Source organism: Martinezella sp. CNPSo 3795 (assembly GCF_057784475.1).
The window spans coordinates 71,385-93,943 of the sequence record NZ_JBXSOQ010000015.1 but is presented as its reverse complement, the minus strand read 5'-3'; the positions used below and the strand labels follow the sequence as shown (position 1 = coordinate 93,943).

Here is a 22,559-nt window from a genome sequence, read left to right as displayed (position 1 = left end):
GGAATGCGCAAGGACATAAAGGTCGGCTGCCAGACATTCACATGGGAAATGCTCGGCAATACCTGGACTGGAACGGCAGATGATCTGCTGTCGGCCATTTCCGTCGGCGGCTACTCCGGCCTCGAAATCACCGATACGATGATCGGTCGCTATGGCGCGGAGCCGCATGCCTTCGCGAATGCATTGAGGGATTGCGGCTTGACGCTCGTCTCCTTCGCCTTCGGTTCCAGGAGCGGCTTTACCGTCGCTGACGCCGTGAAGGACGATCTTGCGACGGCCAAGCGCTGGATCGATTATGCCGCGCATTTTCCCGGCGCGCTCGTTTCCATCGGCTCGGCAACCGTCGTTTCCGATGGCCCGCGAGATGAGAAGTTCGCCATTGCCGGCGAGTTCTACAATCGCGCCGGCGAACTGGGCAAGGCCGCCGGCGTTGAGGTCGCCGTACATCCGAGCTCGCATCACAATACGCTACTGTTCGACCGTGCCGATTACGACCGCATCTTCGCATTGTTGGATCCGAACCTGGTCGGGTGGGTGCCGGATACCGGTCATATCCTGCGGGGGCATGCCGATATGCTTGACACGATGCGCACCTATCAAGACCGTATCCGCTACCTGCATCTGAAGGATGTCGATGCGCAGGGCCGATGGGCGATGCTCGGCAAGGGCGTTCTCGATACGCCGGCCGTGATCGACCTCGTCTCGGCCGCTCCGCGCTTCAATGGCTGGCTGGTGCTGGAGGAGGAATCCGAGACGGCCAGCTCCGATCCTGCCGCTGCGGTCAAAGCCAATCGCCAAACCATGCGCGGCTACGGAGCATAAGGAGTAGAACCATGATCGAAAAGGAAAGTCGTCGTCTTCGCGTGGGAGTACTCGGCTGCGGCCCGATCGCGCAATTCGCACATCTCGAATCCTGCGCCAAGGCGAGAAATGCCGATCTTTATGCGATCTGCGACGCAGCCCCCGATCTTCTGGCCCGCATGGGCGCGACCTATGAGCCGCAGAAGATGTACGATGATTATGATGCCATGCTGGCCGATCCCGAGCTGGAGGCCGTGATCGTCGCGACATCCGACGCCTATCATGTGCCGATGTCGATCAAGGCGCTTGAAGCCGGAAAGCATGTGCTGTGCGAAAAGCCGATCGGAGTGTCCGTCGAGGAAGGGCAGCAGCTTGCCGAGGCCGTGCGCCGGTCCGGGAGGATCCTGCAGGTCGGCCATATGAAACGCTTCGATCCGGCGCTTGAGGCCGCGCGTGATTTCGTACGCGATGACATAGGCCAGATTTTTGCGATGAAGGCGTGGTATTGCGATTCCACCCATCGCTACACCAATACGGATGCGGTGCAGCCCCTGCCCGTCACCAGCAAGCTTGCGCGCAAACCATCAGGCAATCCCAAGGCCGATCTCCGGCAATATTTCATGCTCGCCCATGGCTCACATCTCGTCGATACCGCCCGCTTCTTCTGCGGTGAGATCGTCGCCGTGCGTGCCCGGCTTCTGGAACGTGCGGGTGCCTATTGCTGGTTCGTGGAGACCGAGTTTGCCAATGGTGCTCTCGGCCATCTGGACCTGACAGTTGCCGTGCGCATGGATTGGCATGAAGGTTTCCAGCTTTATGGCGAAAACGGCTCGGTTCTCGCAAAGACCTTCAATCCCTGGTACTTCCGCTCGAGCGAAGTGGAGATCTTTCACGAGAAGGATGCGACGAGTCGGAAGCCGCTCGGTGCCGACGGCCATTTCTTCCGCCGTCAGCTGGAAGGATTTGCAGATACGGCATTAAATGGCGCGCCGATGCGCGGTGCCAATGTCGAGGACGGCCTGGCCTCCATCCGCGCGATGGTGGCGATCGCCCGATCGGTGGAACGAGGCGAGCGCGTCGAACTCGCATCGGTCACGGGAGCGGTCTGATGCAGATCGGCATCTTCGCCAAGACCTTTCCCGGAACGGAGCCGCTCGGCGTTCTCTCGGCCGTGCGCAACAGTGGTTACGCATGCGCGCAGTTCAATCTCGCCTGCTGCGGTCTCCCGTCCATGCCCGATGCCGTTTCGGAAGAAATGATCGCGACCATCCGGGCAGCGGTCGAGGCGACGGGCGTCTCTCTTGCCGCCCTGTCCGGCACCTACAACATGGCTCACCCTGATATTGCTGTACGCCGAGCGGGCCTCGCCCAGCTCGCCGTCGTCATCGAAACGGCGGCGGCACTCTCGATTCCGCTGGTAACGCTTTGCACCGGAACGCGCGACCCGAACGACCAATGGGCTTATCATCCAGACAACGGCGATCTCTCCGCCTGGACCGACATGGCGGCTGAGATATCGAAGGCTCTGGAGTTGGCGGAACGGCATGGCGTCGATCTCGGCATCGAGCCGGAGCAGGCCAATATCGTCACCTCGGCACGCGACGCCCTGCGGCTGATCGACGAGATGGGATCGCGGCGGCTGCGCATCGTGCTTGATCCGGCCAATCTCTTCGAACAGGCAACACCTGCCAAGGCGCGGGCGATAATTGAAGAGGCGGTCGAAACGTCAGCCGGTCATATCGCCCTGGCCCATGCCAAGGATCGTTACAGCGATGGTCGCTTCGCAACCGCCGGACGGGGCGTGGTGGATTTTGCCGACTTCATCGCGCGGCTGCGCTCGGTGAATTTCGAAGGCCCGCTCGTGACGCATGGCCTTTCTGCTTCGGACGCACCGGCGGTTGCCGGCTTTTTCAAGGCGCTAATCTGATGGGCAAGAAATGGTTCAAGCGCGACGATGCGGAACTTGTCGTCTACGAGAATGGGCAAGGACTCCCCGTCATCTTCCAGCATGGCCTTGGCGGCGACGAGGCACAGGTTGCACAAAATGTTCCCGCTTCGGTAGACATGCACCGGCTGACGCTGGAATGCCGTGCGCACGGGGCATCCTCCCTCGGCAATACACGACCCTTTTCCATCCGCATGTTTGCCGAGGATGTTTTGGCCGCGGCCACCGTATACGGGTTCGATCGCTTCATCATCGGCGGCATTTCGATGGGAGCGGCCATTGCGCTGCACCTCGCTCATCATCACGCCCACCGGATTGCCGGGCTCGTTCTTGTGCGCCCCGCCTGGACCTTCGAGGCATCGCCGGGCAATCTCGCGCCGATCCGCACAGTGGCTGCCCTCATCCATTCGCATCCGATCGAGGAGGCCAAAAGGCTCTTTATCGCCTCTGAAACAGGACAGCGGATCGCCTCCGAGGCACCGGACAATTTCTCCTCCCTGCTTGGCTACTTCGACCGACCAGATGCTCTCGCCTTCGCCTCTGTTCTGGCTGATATCGCTGCAGACGGGCCGGAGGTGCCGCGGGCAGCAGCAGCCGCTCTTGCCGTGCCTGCCCTGATTATCGGCAACCAGCACGATGCGATCCATCCGCTCTCCTGCGCGCAGACGCTCGCCGATGTCATTCCAGGCGCGAGCTTTGTCGAAGTCACCGCCAAGGCTGTCGATAAAGATAAGCATTTTGCCGAGGTCCAAGACGCCATCGCGCATTTTCTAGCATCCAAAACACTCCGGAGCTTCGTTTCGTCATGACGTCCAGACCTCTTTCCGGCCCGGCGGCCATCGCAGCGCTTCCCCGCAACAGGCTTCTCGGCGAATTTTCGCTCTGGTCGGCCGATCTTGCCAATATGGAGACCGACCTCAAGCGCATCGAAACCTATGTCGATCTACATCACATCGATGTCGCCGATGCGCGCTTTACGCCGGGCTTCCTGTTCTTTCCTGATTTTGTCGCGCGCATCGCCAAGTCGACGGCGAAGCCGATCCACGTGCATCTCATGGTCGAGGCTGAAATCGTCGAGGAGCAGACACGCCAGTTCATAGAGGCGGGAGCGGATTTGATCAGCGTCCATGCCGAAAACGGCGATGCCGGCTTACGCGCCATTGCACTTGCCAAAGAGCTTGGCGCCGAAGCCGGCGTGGTGCTGCGGCTGGAAACACCCGTTTCAGCGATCGAGCCCTTTATCGATCACGTCGCCTTCGTGACGCTGCTCGGAACCTCGATCGGCGTCAAGGGACAAAGCCTTTCCGACAAGGCATGCGACCGGCTGCTCGAGGCGCGTTCTCTCCTGAAGAAGGCAGGCCGCGAGGATCGCGTAATTCTGGCCGCGGATGGCGGCATTCGCGAGCAGACAGTGCCACTCCTGCGCCAGGCCGGGGCACAGACGGTCGTTCTCGGATCGCTGGCATTCGGCGACAAGAATCTTGGCGACCGGATCGCCTGGCTGCATGGACTGGAGAGCCAGGTTTCGTGAAAAAGGTCGCTCTTGCATTCGATCTCGGTGGAACGGAGCTTCGCGCCGCACTTATCGATGATGCGGGATGCCTATTGTCGTTCTCGTCGCTATCGACGGATGCGGCCGGGGGTCCCGCAGCCGTCATCCGTCAGATCGAACTGCTGGCGGAAACGGTGTTGGCGGAAACGCCCGATCTTTCGCCGATCGGGATCGGGATCGGCGCGCCCGGTCCGCTCGATCCGGACGCCGGTATCGTCATTGCGGCCCCGACGCTGGTCGGATGGCATGAGGTCCCGCTGGCGGAGATTCTCCAAAACCATTTTCAGCTGCCCGTGCGGCTCGAAAACGATGCGAATGCGGCAGCTCTCGGGGAATGGCGATATGGCGCCGGCCGCGGGGCGGGATCGATGGTGTTCGTCACGGTATCGACCGGTATCGGCGGCGGCGTGATTGCCGATGGCCGGATCCTGCATGGCAGACGGGGCCTGGCTGCCGAGATCGGCCACATGACGATCACAAACGAGGGCGAACGTTGCTTTTGCGGCGCAGTCGGTTGCTTCGAGGCCGTCGCCTCCGGCACGGCACTCGGCAGGCGGGCGACGGTCCGCACCAGGCCGTCAGACGGATCGATACTGCGCAAGTTCGCCGCCGATGCCGACGTGACTGGACGACATGTCGTAGACGCCGCACGAAAGGGCGATGCCGATGCATTGGCGCTGCTGATCGACGAAGCGCGGTGGCTAGGGATCGGCTTTACAAACCTGCTTCATCTCTATTCGCCCGACGTGCTTGTCATGGGCGGAGGAATTTCGCATGGCTTCGATCTTCTGCACGACCAAGTGGCGGCGACGGTTCGCGAGCGCGCCATGCCCGCCTATCGCGACGTGCCGATCGTTGCCGCACAGCTTGGGCGCCATGCCGGTCTGATCGGCGCCGCCAGCCTCATCTTCGACGGCTACGGAAAGCCGCCCCGGAGTCGATGAGTCCCAAGGCGCGCCAGCGCGTGGCAGTTGGCCGCGCGATCGTTCGAAATCCGAAGATCTTTCCGTTCGACGAGCCACTTTCCAATCTCGATGCGGCGCTGCGCGTCAACATGCGGCTGGAGCTGATACGCCTGCATGACGAAGTGGCTGCAACGATGATTTACGTCACCCACGACCAGATCGAGGCAATGACATTGTCGATCGAATCACTCTTGACCCGCAATTTTCGGCCGATAGAAATGAACTGAGGCTTTGCAACCAATATCGTTGGTCAAGAAAGCTGGCTGGAGCCGCTACTTCTCAGACCCTGTCCTGTCTTGCGGAAAAGACCGACGATGATGACCTCGAGAACGCCACAGCTTGCCTTCGTCCTATCATGCCTGGGTGCTTTGAACGGATCGCACGCCATGGCACAGGAAGCAGCGGCTCCGCTGTCGGGCAGCTTTGCCGACCTATGCGCCGTCGACGGCGAGCATCCGTCGAAGCTCTGGCGGATCAGCAGCAGGCTGGACCCTGCCTTATGGAGATCGCGTATCGTTTGCGATCTCTCATCTCCTTCCAGGCCGATATTGCGCATCTCGGTGCATCCAGGTGATGCCCCCGACCAGAGTATCGGCGATGCGCCGACCGAACGGGTGGAAATTCAAATCAAGAAAGAGGTTATCAAATTCGATGAGCCGACGTGGTATCATTTTGCCTTCCGGCTCGAAGCCCCCTGGCGAGGGATCGGCAACCGCACCGTCATTCATCAGGTAAAGCAAAATATTCCAACGGAGGAGACGAAGCCTCTTGGAGCTTGCCAGGCGGCAAATCCATTGTTCAAAATCGAGGCTATACCATCGGAAACAGGGGCGAATTTCGTTGCCAAAGTGCGGGGTAGCGCCGACTGCAACGCCGGTCAATCCAAGATAATCTGTGGTCCCTGGCATCTCAATGTGGGTGACTGGAATGATGTGAATGTGATGCTGAAGCCGAGCCTGCAGGAGGGTGCGAGCTCCATACAGGTCTATCTCAACGGACGCGCCTGCGACTCCTCCTATACGGGGCGCCTCGGCTTTCTCGATCACGGTATGCGGCATCAAGACGGCCGCCCGTTCATCGACGTTCAGCCGCGCTTCGGGATCTATAGGGACACTCTTCCCGGCGTCGTGCAATCAGTTGACTTCGCGGATATCCAGTTCTGGTCGACGGACCCTTCCAGCGATCCCGCTTGGTCGAAACTGGCAGTATCCGCCGAGTAATCATCCGATCTTTTCGGATCGATGACAGAAACGCTCCGTGTGGCCGCCCGTTTGCGCATCTCCATCTGAACTTCAAAACAGGTCGGAAAATCTCGACTTTCAATCGCCGCTGCCACAATTACGCCCGCCGTTTCCGGAATTGTCTGCAGCACGCATGCCCCGCTCGCACGGGGTGCAATCCGATGCATTATTCGGGAAGTATGGTTATCACGTGAAGACTAAAAAATTTGTTCTTTTGCCCGCTCTGGCTTTACTGATGGCAGGCTCCGCCGCGCATGCGCAGGAATGGAGATATTTGCCGGATTATGGCGACGATCTGGATGGCGGCTATGTTGCTCCGCGCTATTGGCGGGAGGCACCGCCGCGTTATCGCGACGATCCGCGTCTCGACGACGGCTATTACTATCGGGGCGACCGTTACAACGACTATGACGATGAGGACGGCGATTTCCCGCCAGCCCCTCGTCCACGGCGCCAGGCTTCGATCGATCGGAATGCGGTGTCTCCCCAATTCAGTCCGGGCCTCAAGGACGACAAGCAGGCCAGTCTGGCGCAATCGCCGATCCCGCGCAGTGTTGTGCGTTTTTCCGGCTACGATCCCGGCACAATCGTTATCTCCACCAAGGAAAAGCGCCTCTATCTCGTGCTCAACGACGGAACTGCCCTCAAATACGGCATCGGTGTCGGCAAGCAAGGCTTCGCCTGGAAGGGCACCGAGACGATCAGCCGCAAGGCGGAGTGGCCCGATTGGACGCCGCCCAAGGAAATGATCGCTCGCCGTCCGGAATTGCCTGACCACATGGAAGGTGGGCTCAATAATCCCCTCGGAGCGAGAGCGCTCTATCTCGGTTCCACCCTCTACCGCATCCACGGCACCAATGAGCCAAACTCGATCGGCAAGGCGGTGTCGTCCGGCTGCATTCGCATGGCAAATCCGGATGTTATGGATCTCTATGGCCGGGTCGGCGTGGGAACAAAGGTCGTCGTTCTCTGACTGCACTCCGACCATGCATGGGTCAGCCTGGAGCAATTCCAGGATAAAGTGCGCAGCCGTTTCCGTAGGGAATTGCGTGAAGACAAAAGCTGGAGCGGTTCATATATTCGATGAAAAGCTCAACCGCTCTGGCAGGACCGGAAACGCACACCATTGGACGGGAAGGCAGTCATCACAGGCACCATGGCCGTGACCTGCATTTTGTCGCGCCTCGGCGCATCGCGGAAATCGGATTTTAGGCCACCGGTCTCTCAATTCGCATCCGAGCGGAATGAATAGCGGAGAGAGGAAGGGCGCGGACGAAATCATCGGCGCTATGCAAGCCCGGACTCCGCCATACGCGGAGCCATTCGCCTGCTGAACGAAGCCCGCCGATGCGAGCCGGCCAGATCGGAAAGCCGAGAACAATGAGCAAGGCGTTGTAAAAAACAGCACCTTGCCTCATTCAAAAGGCCACAGTCTAACTACCTGTAATCTTGAATTCATTAGCATATTCTTCCGAACGCAGTACATCGGCTTGGGAGGCCTCTGCCCCGTTGAAGAATTCCTGCAGGAGCCGGGTAATGCGCTCCGGCGATGTACCCTTGGCATATTCTTCCTGCATCCGGCGTCTGACCAGCATTTCCAAGACTGACATGTCTTTCACCTCATAATTCCGGCGCAAGGAAAATGTCGCTCTCAATGACGCGGGAGGCAAGTTACAGTTTTTTCATGGTCTTGATGGCTCGACGACAAGACTTCTGATCTCTTTCCGCCGCCTCGTGCCGGAAACGGTGCCGACCGAAGCGTGATCGATCTTTCACTTGCCAAATGGCGATGTATCGTAGAATTGAAAGCGGCCAATTGGTCGGTTGTTTGCGCTTCGTTAACCTGCGTGCTTTAGCGGGCCACACCCCGACCTTTGGATGATGTCGCCTGCAAGGAATGAATAATGCCCATAAAGAAAAGCTCTGCCTCTGACGTTTTCCAGCGCAAGATTTCGGATTTTTGCGATATGCGGCTCAAGCCGCTGCTTCAGCCGCGTAGCTTCGAGAATATCAAAGGCTTCATGATCGGCCTGATCGTTTTCCAGTCGCGTCCTCCCCTTCGGGCAGGACGTGTCGACTTCCAGGAAATTGCCTCGCTCTGCGGCATGGACGAGGAGATGAGCCCGGAATTCAAGCGGGCTGCCCAGCCCGGCTTCGACGCTATTCTTCGCTGGCTGGGAGCTGCCAAGTCCAATACGGCCCGCATTTCGCCCGTCGTCGCGAAGGCCCCTTTGCGGGTCCCCGGCAAAGCCATGCCAGCCCAGACCGCGCGCCGCGCTCTGGCCTCCTGATACGAACTGCATACCGGCCCGCTTCAGCGGACCGGTATGTCCTTTACCCGCCTCGACAGATCGCAAAAACCTGTACAGTATAATACCAGTAGCAAACAGGGCGACATTTTCGTCGCCATGCCATCAAGGGAAAGTCTGCCTTGGCAACTGATATTATTGAGCTGGTCAAGAAAGAGCTTGCTTCCGGCACAGAGGGGATGCCGCTCTACAAGCAGCTGAAGAGCGCGATCGAAACCGCCATCCGCAGCCACGCCTTCAAATCCGGCTCGGTATTGCCGGGTGAGCGATCGCTTGCGGAAACCCTCTCCCTGTCGCGCGTCACGGTTCGAAAAGCACTCGCCATGCTGGAGGAGGAAGGCATGTTGAGCCGACGGCAAGGTGCCCGCAGCGAGATTGGCTCGCGCGTCGAAAAATCGCTTTCCACCCTCACCAGTTTCTCCGAAGACCTGCGCGCTCGTGGAATGGAGCCCGGTTGCGTCTGGATTTCCAAACAGTTAACCCGACCTTCGCCGACGGAGATGATGGCGCTTGGCATCTCAGCCAATGCGCAAGTCCTGCGGATGCGCCGCGTGCGAACAGCCGATGGCGCACCGATCGCAGTCGAACATGCCGCCGTACCCGTGCGCTTCCTTCCCTCACCTTCGTTCGTCGGCGATTCCCTCTATGAGGCGCTGGCCGAGCGCGGCTTTCTTCCTAGGCGTGCCGTCCAGCGCATGCGCGCGCGCGCCGCCTCGCCCGAGGATGCGCAGCATCTGCGCTGCGAACCGGGCGCACCGATCCTGACGACCGAGCGGCGTTGCTTTCTAGCCGACGGAGAGATCGTCGAATATTGCGAGACCCGCTACAAGGGCGAGGTCTATGATTTCGTCTTCGAGCTGCAGAGATAATACCAGTTTAAAACCGGTTGCTTTCTGGTGATCATTCTCTATCGTTGCGCTCCGAAAGGGGTGCCGAATGCGCAAGGAAGATCTCAATCTGAGCCTCATTGTCTCATGCCAGCCCGTACCGGGCGGAGCGATGGATGAGGCCATTTTCGTTAGCGGCTTTGCGCGTGCGGCTCTGGCCGCTGGCGCCCGTGCCTTGCGCATCGAGTCGGCGGCTTACGTTGCAGCCGTCAGGGCGGCCGTCGACGCGCCGATCATCGGCATCGTCAAGCGTGACCTCGATGACAGCCCGGTGCGCATCACTCCCTTTATCACCGATGTTGAGGCGCTGGCCGATGCCGGCGCCGATATCATCGCCTTCGATGCGACCGATCGGCCTCGCCCGGCAACGATCGAAGCGCTGATTGCCGCCATCAAGGCCCGAGGTCTGCTGTCAATGGCGGATTGCTCGTGTGTTGGGGATGCCAAACGCGCTCTCGATGCCGGCGTCGATTTCGTCGGCACGACCATGTCCGGCTATGTCGGCGGCCCCGAACCGGTGGAGCCGGATATCGCGCTGATTGCCGCCATGCGGGAGCTCACGCCCTATGTGATCGCCGAAGGCCGCATCCGCACGCCCGAACAGGCGGCGGATGCCGTGCGGGCCGGTGCCTGTGCCGTCGTCGTCGGATCGGCAATCACGCGCACCGAGCATGTGACACTCTGGTTCGACGACGCTGTTTCCGCTGCCTTTTCCGCGCGTGATGACGCAACGCTGGCGATCGATATCGGCGGCACGAAGACCCTGGCGGCCCTGGTCCAGGGCGGGCAGGTACTTGATAAGGCGACCATCGCGACCAGCCGGCAGGCAGGCCCGGACGCCTGGCTGGCCGCCGTCGCCGAGCACGCAAAGTCCTGGGTCGGTCGATATGAGCGCGTCGGCATCGCCGCAACCGGCTTGATAAACGACGGCTGCTGGTCGGCCCTCAATCCCGCGACACTCGCAATTCCGGACGGTTATCCACTGGTGGCACAGGCCAGCAAAATCTTCGGCAAGCCGGCTCTCGCCGTCAACGATGCTCAGGCTGCAGCCTGGGGCGAACACAGGTTCGGCGCGGGCGACAACGAGGATATCGTCTTTTTGACCATATCGACGGGCATCGGCGGCGGCATCGTAATTAATGGGCGGCCGCTATTGGGTCTGGCAGGTCATTTCGGCCTGCTTCGCGGACCGATGCACGGCCAGTCACCACTGGAGGACGTCGTTTCGGGTCGGTGGATGGCGGCCGAAGCCGCCCGCGCCGGGCATCCGGCCGAGGCACCCGAGATCTTTCGAAAGGCACGCGAAGGTGCCGGCTGGGCCGAAGCGATCATCATGCAGTCGGCGTCACGCGTCGCGCTTCTATGCCGTGACATCCAGATGATGCTCGCGCCGAAACGCATCGTTATCGGCGGCGGTATCGGTCTGGCATCCGGCTATCTCGACGCTGTCGGTACGCAACTCGAGGGGTTGCCGCCACATGTGGCACCGCGCCTGGTCGCCGCAAGCCTCGGCTCCAATGCCGGCATCATCGGCGCGGCAGATCTTGCTGCACGCCATCGATGAAAAGATCTGCTCAATTCAACAAACAACGATAAGGAAAGGGAACAAAATGAAATTCAAGCACATATCGTCCACACTGCTTGCTCTCATGCTGTCGGCAACGGCCCTACCAGGACTTGCCAATGCCAAGGTCGTCGTGCTCGGCTGGCCGGGAGGCTCAGAGGAAACGGCGCTGCGCGCCACCGCCGATCTCTACAACAAGACGGCATCGGATGCCGACAAGGTCGAGCTGCTGTTCTTCAATCGCGACGGTTTCTTCGACAAGCTGCAGGCCGACATGGCAGCCGGCTCGAACGCCTTCGACGTCAATCTGGTCGCGACCTATTCGATCGGCCGCTATGCACCTTACATGGAGCCGATCGAGCTTAATGCGGATGCCTCCAAAGTGTTCGGCGACACGGTGCTGAAAACGATGCAGTTCGATGGCAAGCAATATGGCGTGCCGACGGACCTGTCGCTGCATTTCATGTACTACCGCAAGGATCTCGTTGATGCCCTTATCGCCGATCCCGATGCCAAGACCAAATATGCCGAGATCTCCAAGAAATATCTCGGCAAGGAGCTGGCGCCGAAGCAGCCCGACGACTGGACCTGGGATGATTGGGCAGCGACTTCGCTCTATTTCAGCAAACAGGTGAACCGCCAGAGCCCGGTCCGCTATGGCACCGTGCTGCAGATGAAGAACCTTCTCTTCAATATGATGGTGTTCCAATCCCTGCCGCGCTCCTATGGCGGCGACTGGATGAACGCGAGCGGCAATGTCACGATCGACTCGGATGCCTACAAGACGGCACTGAAGCTCTATAAGACGCTTTACGATGCCGGCGCATCGCCGAAGGATTCGCTGAGCTACGAATATGCCGAAACCAATGCCGCCTTCAGCTCCGGGCAGGCCGCGACTGCCCTGCAATGGAATGCCGCAGCGGCCGAGCTCACCGATGCAAAGAAGTCGCCTGCCGTCGCCGACGCCACCGGCATCGTTGCGCCGCCGGCCGGGCCGAACGGTCGCGTCGACCATATCCACGGTCTCGGCCTCGGACTGAACAAGAACGCGCAGAACAAGGAAGGCGCTATCAAGTTCCTCAAGTGGCTGTCCTCCGAGGATGCGGCCCTTGCCTATGCGCGTGCCGGCGGTTCACCGGCGCTGACGCCGGATGTCGTCGCCAAGGTGGCCAAGGAGCGTCCCGATCTCGTGAAGCTCGGCGAGTTTGCCAGCAAATATGGCTACGTCATGACGGGGGCCACCTCGGCCAAGGCGCTATCGGTCTACGAGCTGCAGGCCAAGGAATTCACGGGCTACTGGTCGGGTCAGCAGAGCCTTGAGGATGCGCTTGCCCATACTAAGGCAGGCATGCAGGATTTCTTGAAGAAATAAGGAGAAGGCCGGGTGCCGGCTTCGGAGCAATTCCAGGAAAAGTGTATTGCGGTTTTCCGTCCGGTATTGCGTAAAAGCAGAGGAATAGAGCCTTTTCGCGATTCGACGAAAAGTGAAAAGGCTCTCCCGGCATCCGGCCAATGCGGCTGAAACCCATGGCTCTTGTAAAACGCGCCGAAGGCAGGCTCTACCTGGCACCGTTGGTCGGGTTTCTGCTGCTGTTCCTCGGCTTCCCGGCTCTTCTCAATCTTCTCTATTCCGTTTCGACCGTTTCGTTCGAGACGTTGCGCAGTCCACGGATCAGCGGTCTCGGCAATTACGTCACAGTGCTGACGGAAACCGCATTCTGGCAATCCGTCTGGTTCTCCTTCCGCTTTGGCATCATCACGGCTATCTCGGAATGCCTGCTCGGCCTTTTCCTGGCGATCTTTCTGAAGCCGCTTCTATCGGCACGGCCTGTTCTGATGGCTCCGCTGATGCTGCCGCTGATGGTCGCACCAGCCATGGTCGGCCTGATGTATCGCCTCGTGCTGCATGAATTTGCCGGACCTGTGCCCTATTATCTTTTCGAATGGTTCGGCGACAGCCCGGCTTTCCTCGACTATCAGAACGCCTTCCGCACGCTTGTCGTCGTCGAAGTGCTGCAATGGACACCATTCGCCTTTCTGCTCTTCTACGTCGCCTACATCGCCATTCCCGAAGATGTGCGCGAGGCTGCAGCGCTCGATGGTGCGACCGGTCTGCAGCGGCTTTGGCGTATCGAATTGCCCCTGATGCTGCCGACGCTGACCGTCGCCTTCTTCATCCGCTTCATCGACGGCTTCCGCGTGTTCGACAATGTCTACGCCCTGACCGGCAGCGGGGCCGGTGGATCGACGACCTCATTGTCGATCTACATCTACCAGGCCTTCTTCAAGGAAGGCGCCATCGGCAAGGCGGTGGCGGCATCCGTCGTCCTGTTCATCACTTCATTGCTGGTTCTCTACGGCCTGAACTGGCTTGGCGCGCGAAGGAAGAGATGAGATGCTGAAATTCCTACGTTGGATCGTTTATGGTATCGTGGTCTTCGCGACGAATTTTCCGATCCTCGTCACCCTCATTACTTCATTCAAGACTACACGCGAGATCTCCAATAATCCCGGCCTGTGGATCGAACAGCCGACCTTCGACAACTACGTCAAGGTATTGACGGACACCGAGCGCTTCAACATTTTCCTTTATCTCGCAAACAGCGCCGCGGCAGCGCTCATCGGCACCCTGCTGGCGATCGTCCTTACCTTCCCGGCGGCTTACGTGATCGCCCGTAGCGAGACCGGACAAAAGCTCCTGCTTCCGCTGGTTATCAACCTTCGCGCCGTGCCGCTGGTCGTTTTCGCGATCCCACTTTATATGATGTATCAGTGGCTTGGCCTGCTCGACACCCGGATCGGCCTTGGGCTTATTCTGACGATCGTCAATATCCCCCTGGCCCTGGTCATGCTGGTCAATGCCATATCCGACATACCGATAGAGCTCGACGAGGCCGCGACGGTCGACGGAGCCAACGTCTTCCAGATCATGATCAGGGTCATTCGTCCGGTGATCCGCCCCGCGCTCGTCACCACCTTCATCTTCGGCTTCATCACTGCCTGGAACGAATTCCTCTTCGGGCTGATGCTGACGACCAACCGCGCCGTGCCGATGACGGTCGGCGCCTCCTTCTTCTTCGCGGCCAGCGGCGGCGGCGTGCAATGGGGGCTGGCATCCGCCGTCATGATCCTCGGCGCCTTGCCGCCAGCCTTGCTCGGTCTCGTGATGTATCGCCAGCTTTCAGGTTCGATGACGGCAGGCGCCGTTAAAGGTTAGGGGCAACGCGCCTTGCGACTGCGCATAGCTTAAAGCTGGAGCGAGGCTTCTGCTCACTCAGGCGCTAGGCTATGAGGCGGCGCTGCTCTTGTCCTCGGCCGGTTTTCGTTGCGGCGCGATCACAGATCGCCGCCGCGGCATGTCGCCAAAGAGGCCGCCGGGACGCACCAGCAGGATGATGCAGAGCATGACGCCGATCGCTACGATCTGCAGCGATGCCGCACGAGCCTGCTGTTCCGGCGAAAAGAGGATGCTCGTCAGCGCACCGGAACCAGCCCAGATAGCCCAGACCAGAACGCTGCCGACGATAGCACCCTTGTTGCTGCCAGAGCCACCGACGATCAGCATGACCCAGACCTGAAAGGTTAGGATCGGAAGATAATTGTCCGGCGCGATAAAGCCGATGAAATGCGCCTGTATGGCGCCAGCCAGCCCCATGATCGCACCGCCGACGGCAAAGGCCTGTACGCGATAGAAGCGAGCGCTCTTGCCAAGAGAAATGGCGGCGCGCTCGTCCTCACGCAACGCCTTGAGGACGCGTCCCCAAGGGCTTTTCGCCAGATGCTCCAGCGCAAAATAAACGATCAGCAATGCGACGACCACGATGCCGAGATTGGCCAAATTGAAAAGAAGTGGCGTTTCGGCGAGGCTGGAAAATGGGCGCGGAATGAAACCGATGCCAAAGGGGCCACCGGTCAGTTTCTGCGCATTCAGGGCCACGAGCTGGACGACGACGGCCACGCCGAAGGTGGTGATCGCCAGATAATCGGATTTCAGCCGGAGCGTCGCCACGCCGATAATGGCGGCGGCAAGACCGGCGACAATCATCGCGCCGAGCCAGCCGACGAGGATCGGCAGATCGAACCCACCGAACCGCCCGGCCGTATCCGGCGTCGTCAGCAGGGCCGAGGTATAGGCGCCGATCGCTACGAAGCCGGCGAGCCCGACATTGAAGAGGCCGGTCAGGCCCCATTGCAGGTTCAGGCCGAGGGTGATGAAGGAGAAGATCAACGCTGTGGTCAGGAAGAAAGCGCCGTAGCCAATAATGTCCATCATCGCTCTCTCACTCCGAAAAGGCCGATCGGCCGGATGAACAGCACCGCCATCAGGATGATGAAGGAAATGGCGGCACGCCATTCCGCACCGATAAGCTGAACCGCGGCCGCTTCGGCAAGGCCGATAATCAGGCCACCCAAAACCGCGCCCGGAACGCTCCCGATACCGCCGAGAATGGCGGCGGCAAACATCGGCAGAAGCATGTCAAAGCCCATCAGCGGGCGGATCTGCACGAGAATGCCGATCATGACGCCGGCGACACAGGCCAGTCCACCGCCGATCAGCCAGGTGACGCGCACGACCTTGGCGACATCGATGCCGACGACGCGGGCAAGCGCCGGATTTTGGCTCAGCGCCTGCATGGAACGCCCTGTCTGCGTCCTCGTCATCAGCATATGAACGCCGAAGACCAAAAGCGCCGTCACAATCAAAAGGGCGATCTGATCGGGCGTGATGCGGATGCCGAAACCGATCGGCATGGCGATCTGAATGGCGCGGCTGAAATAGGCCGGGCGCGACGTGAAGAGAAATTCGAGCAGGCTGCGCAGCGCCATGGAGGCACCGAAGCTCGCCATCACGACGATGATCGACTGGCCTTTAGCCCTTAGCCTGGCAAACAGCACCTTGTCGAGCGCGAGGGCAAGGATGCCGGTAAAGCCCATCGCCAGGATTACCGCCACGATCAACGGCCAGCCGAAGGAAAGCGGGCCAATGGGAGCGACCTTGCCGAAGATTGCGCCTATGGCACTGACGACAGCAAGCGTTGCATAGGTGCCCCAGGCCATGAAATCGCCGTGGGCGAAGTTCGAGAAACGCAGGATCGAATAGGTGAGCGTCACACCTATCGCGCCTAGGCCGATCATCGAGCCTGTGAGCAAGCCATCGATGATGAATTGCAGGTTCATGCCGCACCTCCCCTTGCCGAAGTTGCGGGTCGCTGCCCGAGGTAGAGTTCGGCTACGACAGGATCGCTCCAAAGCTCCGATGCAACGCCTTCATGCCTGTCTTTGCCCTCGACGAGAACATAGGCACGATCGCCAATCGCAAGCGCCGCCTTGGCATTCTGCTCGACCAGGAGAATGGTGACGCCGGATTTGCGGATTTCGCTCAGCATGTCGAAGACCATCGAGACGAATTTCGGCGAGAGGCCCGCCGAGGGCTCATCGAGCACGAGAAGCTTCGGGTGAACGATAAGAGCTCGGGCGACGGCCAGCATCTGCCGCTGCCCTCCCGAGAGATTGCCGGCCGCGATGCGGCGATGACGGGCAAGATCCGGAAAGGTCGCATACATTTCTTCGATGCGAACGGGCACGTCCTTCGGCTTCAGGATGCCGCCGGCAACCTTCAAATTGTCTTCGACGGACATCAGCGGAAAGACATTCTCCGTCTGCGGCACGAAGGCAAGGCCGAGCCGCACCATGATGTGCGCGGGCGTACTCGTTATATCGCTGCCGCCCAGTTCCACCGTGCCGCTTTCGACCGGAACCAGACCGGCGATCGCCTTGATGAAGCTCGACTTGCCGGCGCCGTTGGGGCCCAGCACAACGACGATTTCCCTCTCCTTCACCGTAATCGAGGCGCCACGCACGATCGGAACACCCGGCTCGTAGCCGGCAACGAGATTGCGAACACTCAAGACCGGTTCGCTCATGCCGCGCCTCCCAAATAGGCCTCGATGACGCGCGGATCCCGGGCTACCTCTTCCGGTGTGCCCTCGCAAAGAAGCTGGCCGCTCGCCATCACAAGCACGCGGTGACAGAGGCGCGTGACCATATCGATATTGTGTTCAATCAGAAGAAAGGTGACACCGCGCTGGTTGATATCGCGGATACGGTCGATGATCGTCTCCAGAAGCGTGGCGTTGACGCCGGCGGCGGGCTCATCGAGCAGGATGAGGGCAGGATCGGCCATCATGACGCGGGCAAGCTCCAGAAGCTTGCGTTGACCGCCCGATAGAACGCGCGCCGGTTCATGCGCCAGACGCGTCAGGTGAACGAGGTCAAGCAACTCCATCGCTTTTGCATAGGCCGCCTTCTCCTCAGCGGCGACCTTCCATGGCCGCAGGAAATTCGACAACAAGCGCTCTCCTGTCTGACGTTGGGCGGCCAGCATCACGTTGTCGAGAAGCGTCAGATTGGGAAACGGCCGCGGGATCTGGAAGGTGCGTCCAAGTCCGCGTGCGATCCGTCGATGGGCAGCCTCGCCTGCGACTGCGGTGCCATTCAAGACGATTTCGCCGGTGCTCGGCGCGACGCTACCGGCCAGAAGGTCGAACATCGTCGTCTTGCCGGCGCCGTTCGGACCGATCAAGCCGAGGATTTCGCCCTGGCGCACATGGAAGGAAACATCGTTGACGGCGACGAGGCCGCCGAAACGCCGCACCACGTTTCTGGCCGTCAGAACAGGCTGGGCTTCCTCCCCATGCCGTTCAGTTGTCGTACTCATGAGATCCCTCTGGCCGGAAAACGATCATTGCCGTTTCCCTGATTATTTGATTTGTGATCACACTTGCATTGATCACGCTAATCAGCTTTAATCCTCTTCGCAAGCCGAAAAGGGGATTTCGAATGCAAAAGGCCACCGCCGACAAGAGCGATCCGATTGCCGCACAGCTTGCGCCAGTGGGGCGAGAAACCGTTCAGGACCGGGTCTATCTGGAGCTGCGCCGGGCGCTGATCGGCGGGCTTTTCGAGCCGAGCCAGGTGCTGACGATCCGCGGTCTTGCCGACGCGCTGATGACCAGCACCATGCCGGTGCGCGAGGCGCTAGGTCGGCTCATTACCGAAAAGGCATTGGAAGCCCTCCCCAATCGATCCGTTCGCGTGCCGCCGATCACGCTGGAGCGCATGGACGATCTTCTGCGCGCTCGCATCCTGATCGAGGGCGAGGCGATCGCGCTTGCCGCGATCCGCATGACGCCGCGGCAGATTACGACCATCGAGAGCATGCTCGGCGAATGGGACGAGATGCGCGCGCTGAAGCACAAGAAGGATGTCGACCGCGAGGTGACGCTCAATCAGGCCTTTCACTTTGAGATCTATCGCGCCTGCGGTTCCGCCGTGCTGATCCCGATGATCGAAAGCCTTTGGCTGCAATCGGGCCCCTGTATCCGCGTCGCGATTTATGCCTTCTCGGATGCCGGCGAGGTCGATACCGCCCATTATCACCGCACCATCGTCAAGGCGATCGCCGCACAGGACGCCAGAGAAGCGCGCGATGCGCTGGTGGCGGACATTAGCCGGCCGTTCACCTTCCTGCGCAGCAAACTGGAAGCCGAAGCCAAAAGGGGCCAATCCGCATGAGCCAACGCGCCATCAAGATCTCCGAACCCAGTTCCGGCCTCAGTATCTTGGCACCTCTGCTGGAAACCAAGGCGCCCGATAATGCCGCCTTTCTCTGGACCTATCTCGGCGAAGCTCGCGTGGTTGGCGGCATTCATGCCATGTGGACCGGACCGGAAATCTCGTGCCCAATCCCGCCGGCGCATCTGAAGGGTGCTTCCTATGCAAACGCCCTGCCCGCCGAGAACGCGACACTGACGCCGCAGCCAGGCGATATTGTGCTCAGCTATGTGCCGCCGCGTATGTGGGGCGGCAATCCAGATGCGATCTTCGATATCGGTCTGTTCTATGGTCAGGGCGCTCGCCTGCTCTTCCCGATCGGCTGGCTTGCCGGCAGCGTCGTCGCGCAAGTGCGCCCAGAGGAGCGCGAACACTTCGCGGCGGCCTGCGGCGTCATCCGCCGCAAAGGCGCCTGCGACGTCACCTTCGAACGCGTGGAGATCTGAGATGGCCGCTGAAAGCGACGACAGTTTCGAGCTCTTCGACCTTAGAGTGGAAGCGGTCATTCCCGAGGGCAAGCCGATCTATTGCGGCGCCAAGCCGGGTGACTATTTCGAACTCAAGGGCGAGATGCTGTCCCTCCCTGCGGGCCAGGGCTTTTCGATCTACTCCATATCGGCCGTCCTGCCGCTGCTGGCGGCCAAGCAGCGACCAACCCACAAGAACGACTGGATGACCTCGGACGCGGAAATCGCCTGCCCCGACCCCAACTGCGCGAGCCGGCTGCGGATCGTCAGAACGGGCAAACGGCGGTTCAGCCATGCCGAAACAACGGCCGTGCCGTTGCCAGAAGGAGAATGAATTGCATGACCGCCAAGACTTTTGAGCTCAGCCCCGGATACGAGATTTCCCGCATCATCCGCGGCGGCTGGCAGCTTGCCGGCGGGCACGGCGAAATCGATCGCGCCCAGGCCGTGACCGACCTGATCGCTGCTTTCGACGTCGGCATCCGCACCTATGATTGCGCTGATATCTATACGGGCGTTGAGGAGCTGATAGGCGAGGCGCGCGAACGGCTTCGCAACGAGCGCGGCACGGAAGCCTCAAGCGCGATGAAGGTCCACACGAAGCTGGTTCCCGATCTGGAAAAGCTCGCAACCATCAGCCGCGACTATATTCGCGGCATCGTCGACAAATCGCTGCACAAACTGAAGACCGAACAGCTTGACCTGGTACAGTTTCACTGGTGGGACTACTCGCTATCAGGCTATCTCGAAGCCCTGAGCTGGCTGGACGAGATGCGCCGCGAAGGCAAGGTGCGTAATGTCGGCACGACCAATTTCGATACGCCGCATGTTGCCGAGATTCTGAAAGCCGGCATTCCACTCGTCAGCCAGCAATTGCAATATTCCGTTCTCGATCAACGGCCATCGCGTAGCCTCGCCAAGCTGGCGGCGGAGAACGACGTGAAGTTCCTCTGCTACGGCTCAGTGGCCGGCGGCTTCCTGAGCGACAAATGGCTAGGGGAGCCGGAACCGGAAATGCCGCTCGAGAATCGCTCGCTCGTCAAATACAAGCTGATCATCGATGACTTTGGCGGCTGGGAGCTGTTTCAATCACTGCTCGGCACGCTGAAAGCTATCGGTGATCGTCATGGCGTCGATATCGCCACGATCGCCAGCGCCTGGGTGTTGGAGCAGCCGCAGGTGGCCGCGGTCATCGTCGGCGCCCGCAATCAGGCGCATGCGCTCGCCAATGCCAGGATCATGGACATTGCCCTTTCGGACGAAGACCGCCGCCAGATTACCGACATCATCGCCCAAAGCCCTGGTCTCGATGGCGATGTCTATACGCTGGAGCGCGACCGTACCGGCAGGCACGGCTCGATCATGCATTACAACCTCAATGCGGGGAAGGTATGAGCCAGCAATCGCCTCTCTTCCGCAAAGCCAGCGCCGAAGTCATCGATTTCCATCGCTTCTTCGAAGCCTGGTACGATGCCGCCACTGCCGATCATACGGATTTCGGCCGCTGCGAGCGCACCTTCGGCCAGGCGTTCCATATGATCCCGCCGACCGGCCGTATCTTCGACCGCGCTGAAACCATCGAGCTCATCCGGGCAAACCGGGCGACGTTTCAGGGCAATTTCACCATCGAGATTTCGGATATCCGCGCGAGCTACGAAACTACGGATACGATCGTCCTGACTTATGTCGAAGCGCAGACGCGGGCTGGCAAATATAGCCGGCGTCAGGCGAGCGCCCTTTTCACTGCAAGTTCATCGGCACCCAACGGCGTCGAATGGCAGCATCTGCATGAAACCTGGCTGCAGATGCCGGAGACCTGACAGGTTCTAAAAACAGAAATGAAAATCGTTGACCGAACAAGGGGAACAAAGATGAAGAAGACGATATTTCAAATCACCACGGCTCTCGCCCTTCTGACTGCAGCCGGGGCCGCCAATGCCGCAGACTGCAAAGTCACGGTCGGCCTCGTGATGGAACTGACCGGCCCGGCCGGCGAATATGGCCAGGCGGGCGCGAAGTCCGTCGAGATGGCCTTCCGCGATATCAACGCCGCCGGCGGCGCCCATGGCTGCGATCTGGTGACGGATACGCGCGACAGCCAGAGCCAGGGCAATGTCGCAGTGGATGCTGCAACCCAGCTGGTGCAGGTCAAGAAGGTACCGGCTATAATCGGCGGCATTATTTCTTCGGTGACGATCCCGATCCTGACGTCGGTCACCGCACCCGCGAAGGTCGTGCAGGTATCGCCCGCTGCCTCCTCGCCAACGCTGACGGCGCTCGGCCGCGACGGCAAGACCAACGGCATCTTCTTCCGCACCATCACCTCGGATTCGCTGCAGGGCATTGCAGCCGCCAAATATGCGATCGACAAGGGGTTCAAGAAGCTCGCGATCATCCACGTCAACAATGATTTCGGCGTCAACATGGTCGCCGAATTCTCGAAAGCCTATAAGGCGCTCGGCGGCACGATCGTCTCGACGACGCCCTACAATGAAAAGCAGTCAAGCTATGCTTCCGAAGTGACAGCCGGCATGGGCGGCAATCCGGATGGCCTCTACCTCGTCAGTACGCCGGTTGATGGTGCGACGATTGCCCGCACATGGATCTCGCAAGGCGGCCCGCAGAAGTTCCTGCTCAATGACGGCATGAACAGCCCGGACTTTATCGATTCCGTCGGCGCCGACTATCCTGAAGGACGCCTACGGCACCTCCTCGGGCACGACGCCGACGCCCTCGACCGACTATTTCAACAAGAACTACAAGGATTTCTCGGGGATCGAACCGACCAATCCGGCTGCTGACCGCGCCTATGACGCCGGCGCGATTGTCGGTCTCGCGCTGGCTATCGCCGGCGACGACACATCCAAGCTCAAGGATGACATCTATAAAGTCGTCGATCCCAAGGGCACGCCGATCTATGCCGGTAAGGAAGAGTTCGCCAAGGCGCTCGGTCTCATCAAGGAAGGCAAGCCGATCCGTTACGAGGGCGTCATCGGCCCGGTCTCCTTCGATCAATATGGCGACATCACCGGCCCCTTCCGACTCTGGAAGATCGCCGACGGCAAGGTCGTCACCGACGGCGAGCTGAAGATGGAAGACGTTTCAGCCCTGAAGGATAAGATCAAGTAGGCAACACTCTATTTTGCAAAAAGGCGAGGCGCTCCCATTGGGGTGCCTCGCTTGAAATCATCCTGGCGCAATCCTTTCAGCGGCT

24 protein-coding genes and 2 pseudogenes are annotated in these 22,559 nt (G+C 60.2%); 21 read left to right on the top strand and 5 right to left on the bottom strand.

Annotated elements, in window-relative coordinates:
* The first annotated feature begins 3 nt into the window (after window positions 1–3).
* The 9 genes and pseudogenes from AC13QY_RS28905 (at window position 4) to AC13QY_RS28865 (ending at window position 7,477) form a co-directional block, all read left to right on the top strand.
* Window positions 4–822 carry a sugar phosphate isomerase/epimerase family protein gene (locus tag AC13QY_RS28905; RefSeq protein ID WP_113350999.1) on the top strand — a complete coding sequence of 273 codons (819 nt, stop codon included), beginning with the start codon at window positions 4–6 and terminating at the stop codon, window positions 820–822.
* An 11-nt stretch (window positions 823–833) separates the two neighbouring features.
* Window positions 834–1,910 (top strand): Gfo/Idh/MocA family protein, encoded by a 1,077-nt coding sequence (locus AC13QY_RS28900; protein ID WP_113350998.1) that lies wholly within the window; start codon window positions 834–836, stop codon window positions 1,908–1,910.
* Complete coding sequence (locus AC13QY_RS28895; RefSeq protein ID WP_113350997.1) at window positions 1,910–2,728, top strand: sugar phosphate isomerase/epimerase family protein; 819 nt, start codon at window positions 1,910–1,912, stop codon at window positions 2,726–2,728. The genes AC13QY_RS28900 and AC13QY_RS28895 overlap by 1 nt, the downstream gene beginning before the upstream one ends.
* The gene (locus AC13QY_RS28890; protein ID WP_113350996.1) at window positions 2,728–3,555 is read left to right on the top strand and encodes an alpha/beta fold hydrolase; all 828 of its coding nucleotides are present in this window, start codon (window positions 2,728–2,730) and stop codon (window positions 3,553–3,555) included. Before AC13QY_RS28895 ends, AC13QY_RS28890 begins: the two co-directional genes overlap by 1 nt.
* On the top strand, window positions 3,552–4,277 hold the full coding sequence (locus AC13QY_RS28885; RefSeq protein WP_113350995.1) for a ribulose-phosphate 3-epimerase: 726 nt from the start codon (window positions 3,552–3,554) through the stop codon (window positions 4,275–4,277). The genes AC13QY_RS28890 and AC13QY_RS28885 overlap by 4 nt, the downstream gene beginning before the upstream one ends.
* Window positions 4,274–5,242: an ROK family protein gene (locus AC13QY_RS28880; RefSeq protein ID WP_113350994.1), complete on the top strand. Its 969-nt coding sequence runs from the start codon at window positions 4,274–4,276 to the stop codon at window positions 5,240–5,242. Before AC13QY_RS28885 ends, AC13QY_RS28880 begins: the two co-directional genes overlap by 4 nt.
* A gap of 5 nt (window positions 5,243–5,247) precedes the next feature.
* Window positions 5,248–5,442, top strand: a pseudogene (locus AC13QY_RS28875) (ABC transporter); the annotation flags it as partial.
* A 135-nt stretch (window positions 5,443–5,577) separates the two neighbouring features.
* On the top strand, window positions 5,578–6,483 hold the full coding sequence (locus tag AC13QY_RS28870; RefSeq protein ID WP_113350993.1) for a heparin lyase I family protein: 906 nt from the start codon (window positions 5,578–5,580) through the stop codon (window positions 6,481–6,483).
* Between the two features lie 256 nt (window positions 6,484–6,739).
* Window positions 6,740–7,477 (top strand): L,D-transpeptidase, encoded by a 738-nt coding sequence (locus AC13QY_RS28865; protein WP_308936544.1) that lies wholly within the window; start codon window positions 6,740–6,742, stop codon window positions 7,475–7,477.
* A 460-nt stretch (window positions 7,478–7,937) separates the two neighbouring features.
* On the opposite strand, the gene AC13QY_RS28860 is transcribed toward AC13QY_RS28865, so the two are convergent.
* A complete protein-coding gene (locus AC13QY_RS28860; RefSeq protein ID WP_173002461.1) occupies window positions 7,938–8,114 on the bottom strand; it encodes a hypothetical protein in 177 nt (58 codons plus the stop codon).
* A 294-nt stretch (window positions 8,115–8,408) separates the two neighbouring features.
* Here AC13QY_RS28860 and AC13QY_RS28855 point away from each other — a divergent pair, with 294 nt between their 5' ends.
* The 6 genes from AC13QY_RS28855 (at window position 8,409) to AC13QY_RS28830 (ending at window position 14,481) form a co-directional block, all read left to right on the top strand.
* Window positions 8,409–8,795 carry a hypothetical protein gene (locus AC13QY_RS28855; RefSeq protein WP_113350991.1) on the top strand — a complete coding sequence of 129 codons (387 nt, stop codon included), beginning with the start codon at window positions 8,409–8,411 and terminating at the stop codon, window positions 8,793–8,795.
* Between the two features lie 197 nt (window positions 8,796–8,992).
* Window positions 8,993–9,682 (top strand): GntR family transcriptional regulator, encoded by a 690-nt coding sequence (locus AC13QY_RS28850; RefSeq protein ID WP_112721997.1) that lies wholly within the window; start codon window positions 8,993–8,995, stop codon window positions 9,680–9,682.
* Between the two features lie 67 nt (window positions 9,683–9,749).
* Window positions 9,750–11,264: a putative N-acetylmannosamine-6-phosphate 2-epimerase gene (locus AC13QY_RS28845; protein ID WP_113350990.1), complete on the top strand. Its 1,515-nt coding sequence runs from the start codon at window positions 9,750–9,752 to the stop codon at window positions 11,262–11,264.
* A 46-nt stretch (window positions 11,265–11,310) separates the two neighbouring features.
* Window positions 11,311–12,636 carry an extracellular solute-binding protein gene (locus AC13QY_RS28840; RefSeq protein WP_113350989.1) on the top strand — a complete coding sequence of 442 codons (1,326 nt, stop codon included), beginning with the start codon at window positions 11,311–11,313 and terminating at the stop codon, window positions 12,634–12,636.
* 155 nt (window positions 12,637–12,791) lie between these two features.
* Window positions 12,792–13,658: a carbohydrate ABC transporter permease gene (locus AC13QY_RS28835; protein WP_113351080.1), complete on the top strand. Its 867-nt coding sequence runs from the start codon at window positions 12,792–12,794 to the stop codon at window positions 13,656–13,658.
* 1 nt (window position 13,659) lies between these two features.
* Window positions 13,660–14,481 (top strand): carbohydrate ABC transporter permease, encoded by an 822-nt coding sequence (locus AC13QY_RS28830; protein WP_113350988.1) that lies wholly within the window; start codon window positions 13,660–13,662, stop codon window positions 14,479–14,481.
* A 69-nt stretch (window positions 14,482–14,550) separates the two neighbouring features.
* Here the strand turns inward: AC13QY_RS28830 and AC13QY_RS28825 are convergent, their stop codons facing one another.
* Genes AC13QY_RS28825 through AC13QY_RS28810 form a run of 4 tightly spaced genes read right to left on the bottom strand, consistent with a single transcriptional unit; the run spans window position 14,551 to window position 17,982 of the window.
* Window positions 14,551–15,537, bottom strand: coding sequence for a branched-chain amino acid ABC transporter permease (locus tag AC13QY_RS28825; protein WP_162748766.1), 987 nt, complete (start codon window positions 15,535–15,537; stop codon window positions 14,551–14,553).
* Window positions 15,534–16,442 (bottom strand): branched-chain amino acid ABC transporter permease, encoded by a 909-nt coding sequence (locus AC13QY_RS28820; RefSeq protein ID WP_113350987.1) that lies wholly within the window; start codon window positions 16,440–16,442, stop codon window positions 15,534–15,536. Before AC13QY_RS28820 ends, AC13QY_RS28825 begins: the two co-directional genes overlap by 4 nt.
* Window positions 16,439–17,188, bottom strand: coding sequence for an ABC transporter ATP-binding protein (locus AC13QY_RS28815; RefSeq protein WP_113350986.1), 750 nt, complete (start codon window positions 17,186–17,188; stop codon window positions 16,439–16,441). The genes AC13QY_RS28820 and AC13QY_RS28815 overlap by 4 nt, the downstream gene beginning before the upstream one ends.
* Window positions 17,185–17,982, bottom strand: a complete 798-nt coding sequence (locus tag AC13QY_RS28810; protein ID WP_113350985.1) for an ABC transporter ATP-binding protein — start codon at window positions 17,980–17,982, stop codon at window positions 17,185–17,187. Before AC13QY_RS28810 ends, AC13QY_RS28815 begins: the two co-directional genes overlap by 4 nt.
* A gap of 122 nt (window positions 17,983–18,104) precedes the next feature.
* Between AC13QY_RS28810 and AC13QY_RS28805 the strand changes: the two genes are divergently transcribed.
* The 6 genes and pseudogenes from AC13QY_RS28805 (at window position 18,105) to AC13QY_RS28780 (ending at window position 22,474) form a co-directional block, all read left to right on the top strand.
* Entirely contained in the window at window positions 18,105–18,839 is a 735-nt protein-coding gene (locus AC13QY_RS28805) for a GntR family transcriptional regulator (protein WP_113351078.1), read from the top strand.
* Entirely contained in the window at window positions 18,836–19,324 is a 489-nt protein-coding gene (locus AC13QY_RS28800) for a DUF3830 family protein (RefSeq protein WP_113350984.1), read from the top strand. Before AC13QY_RS28805 ends, AC13QY_RS28800 begins: the two co-directional genes overlap by 4 nt.
* A gap of 1 nt (window position 19,325) precedes the next feature.
* Entirely contained in the window at window positions 19,326–19,679 is a 354-nt protein-coding gene (locus AC13QY_RS28795) for a TIGR04076 family protein (protein WP_095437503.1), read from the top strand.
* A gap of 5 nt (window positions 19,680–19,684) precedes the next feature.
* Window positions 19,685–20,740 carry an aldo/keto reductase gene (locus tag AC13QY_RS28790; RefSeq protein ID WP_113350983.1) on the top strand — a complete coding sequence of 352 codons (1,056 nt, stop codon included), beginning with the start codon at window positions 19,685–19,687 and terminating at the stop codon, window positions 20,738–20,740.
* Window positions 20,737–21,165: a hypothetical protein gene (locus tag AC13QY_RS28785; protein WP_112344874.1), complete on the top strand. Its 429-nt coding sequence runs from the start codon at window positions 20,737–20,739 to the stop codon at window positions 21,163–21,165. The genes AC13QY_RS28790 and AC13QY_RS28785 overlap by 4 nt, the downstream gene beginning before the upstream one ends.
* A gap of 51 nt (window positions 21,166–21,216) precedes the next feature.
* Window positions 21,217–22,474: pseudogene (locus tag AC13QY_RS28780) on the top strand (ABC transporter substrate-binding protein).
* Window positions 22,475–22,559 lie beyond the last annotated feature (85 nt).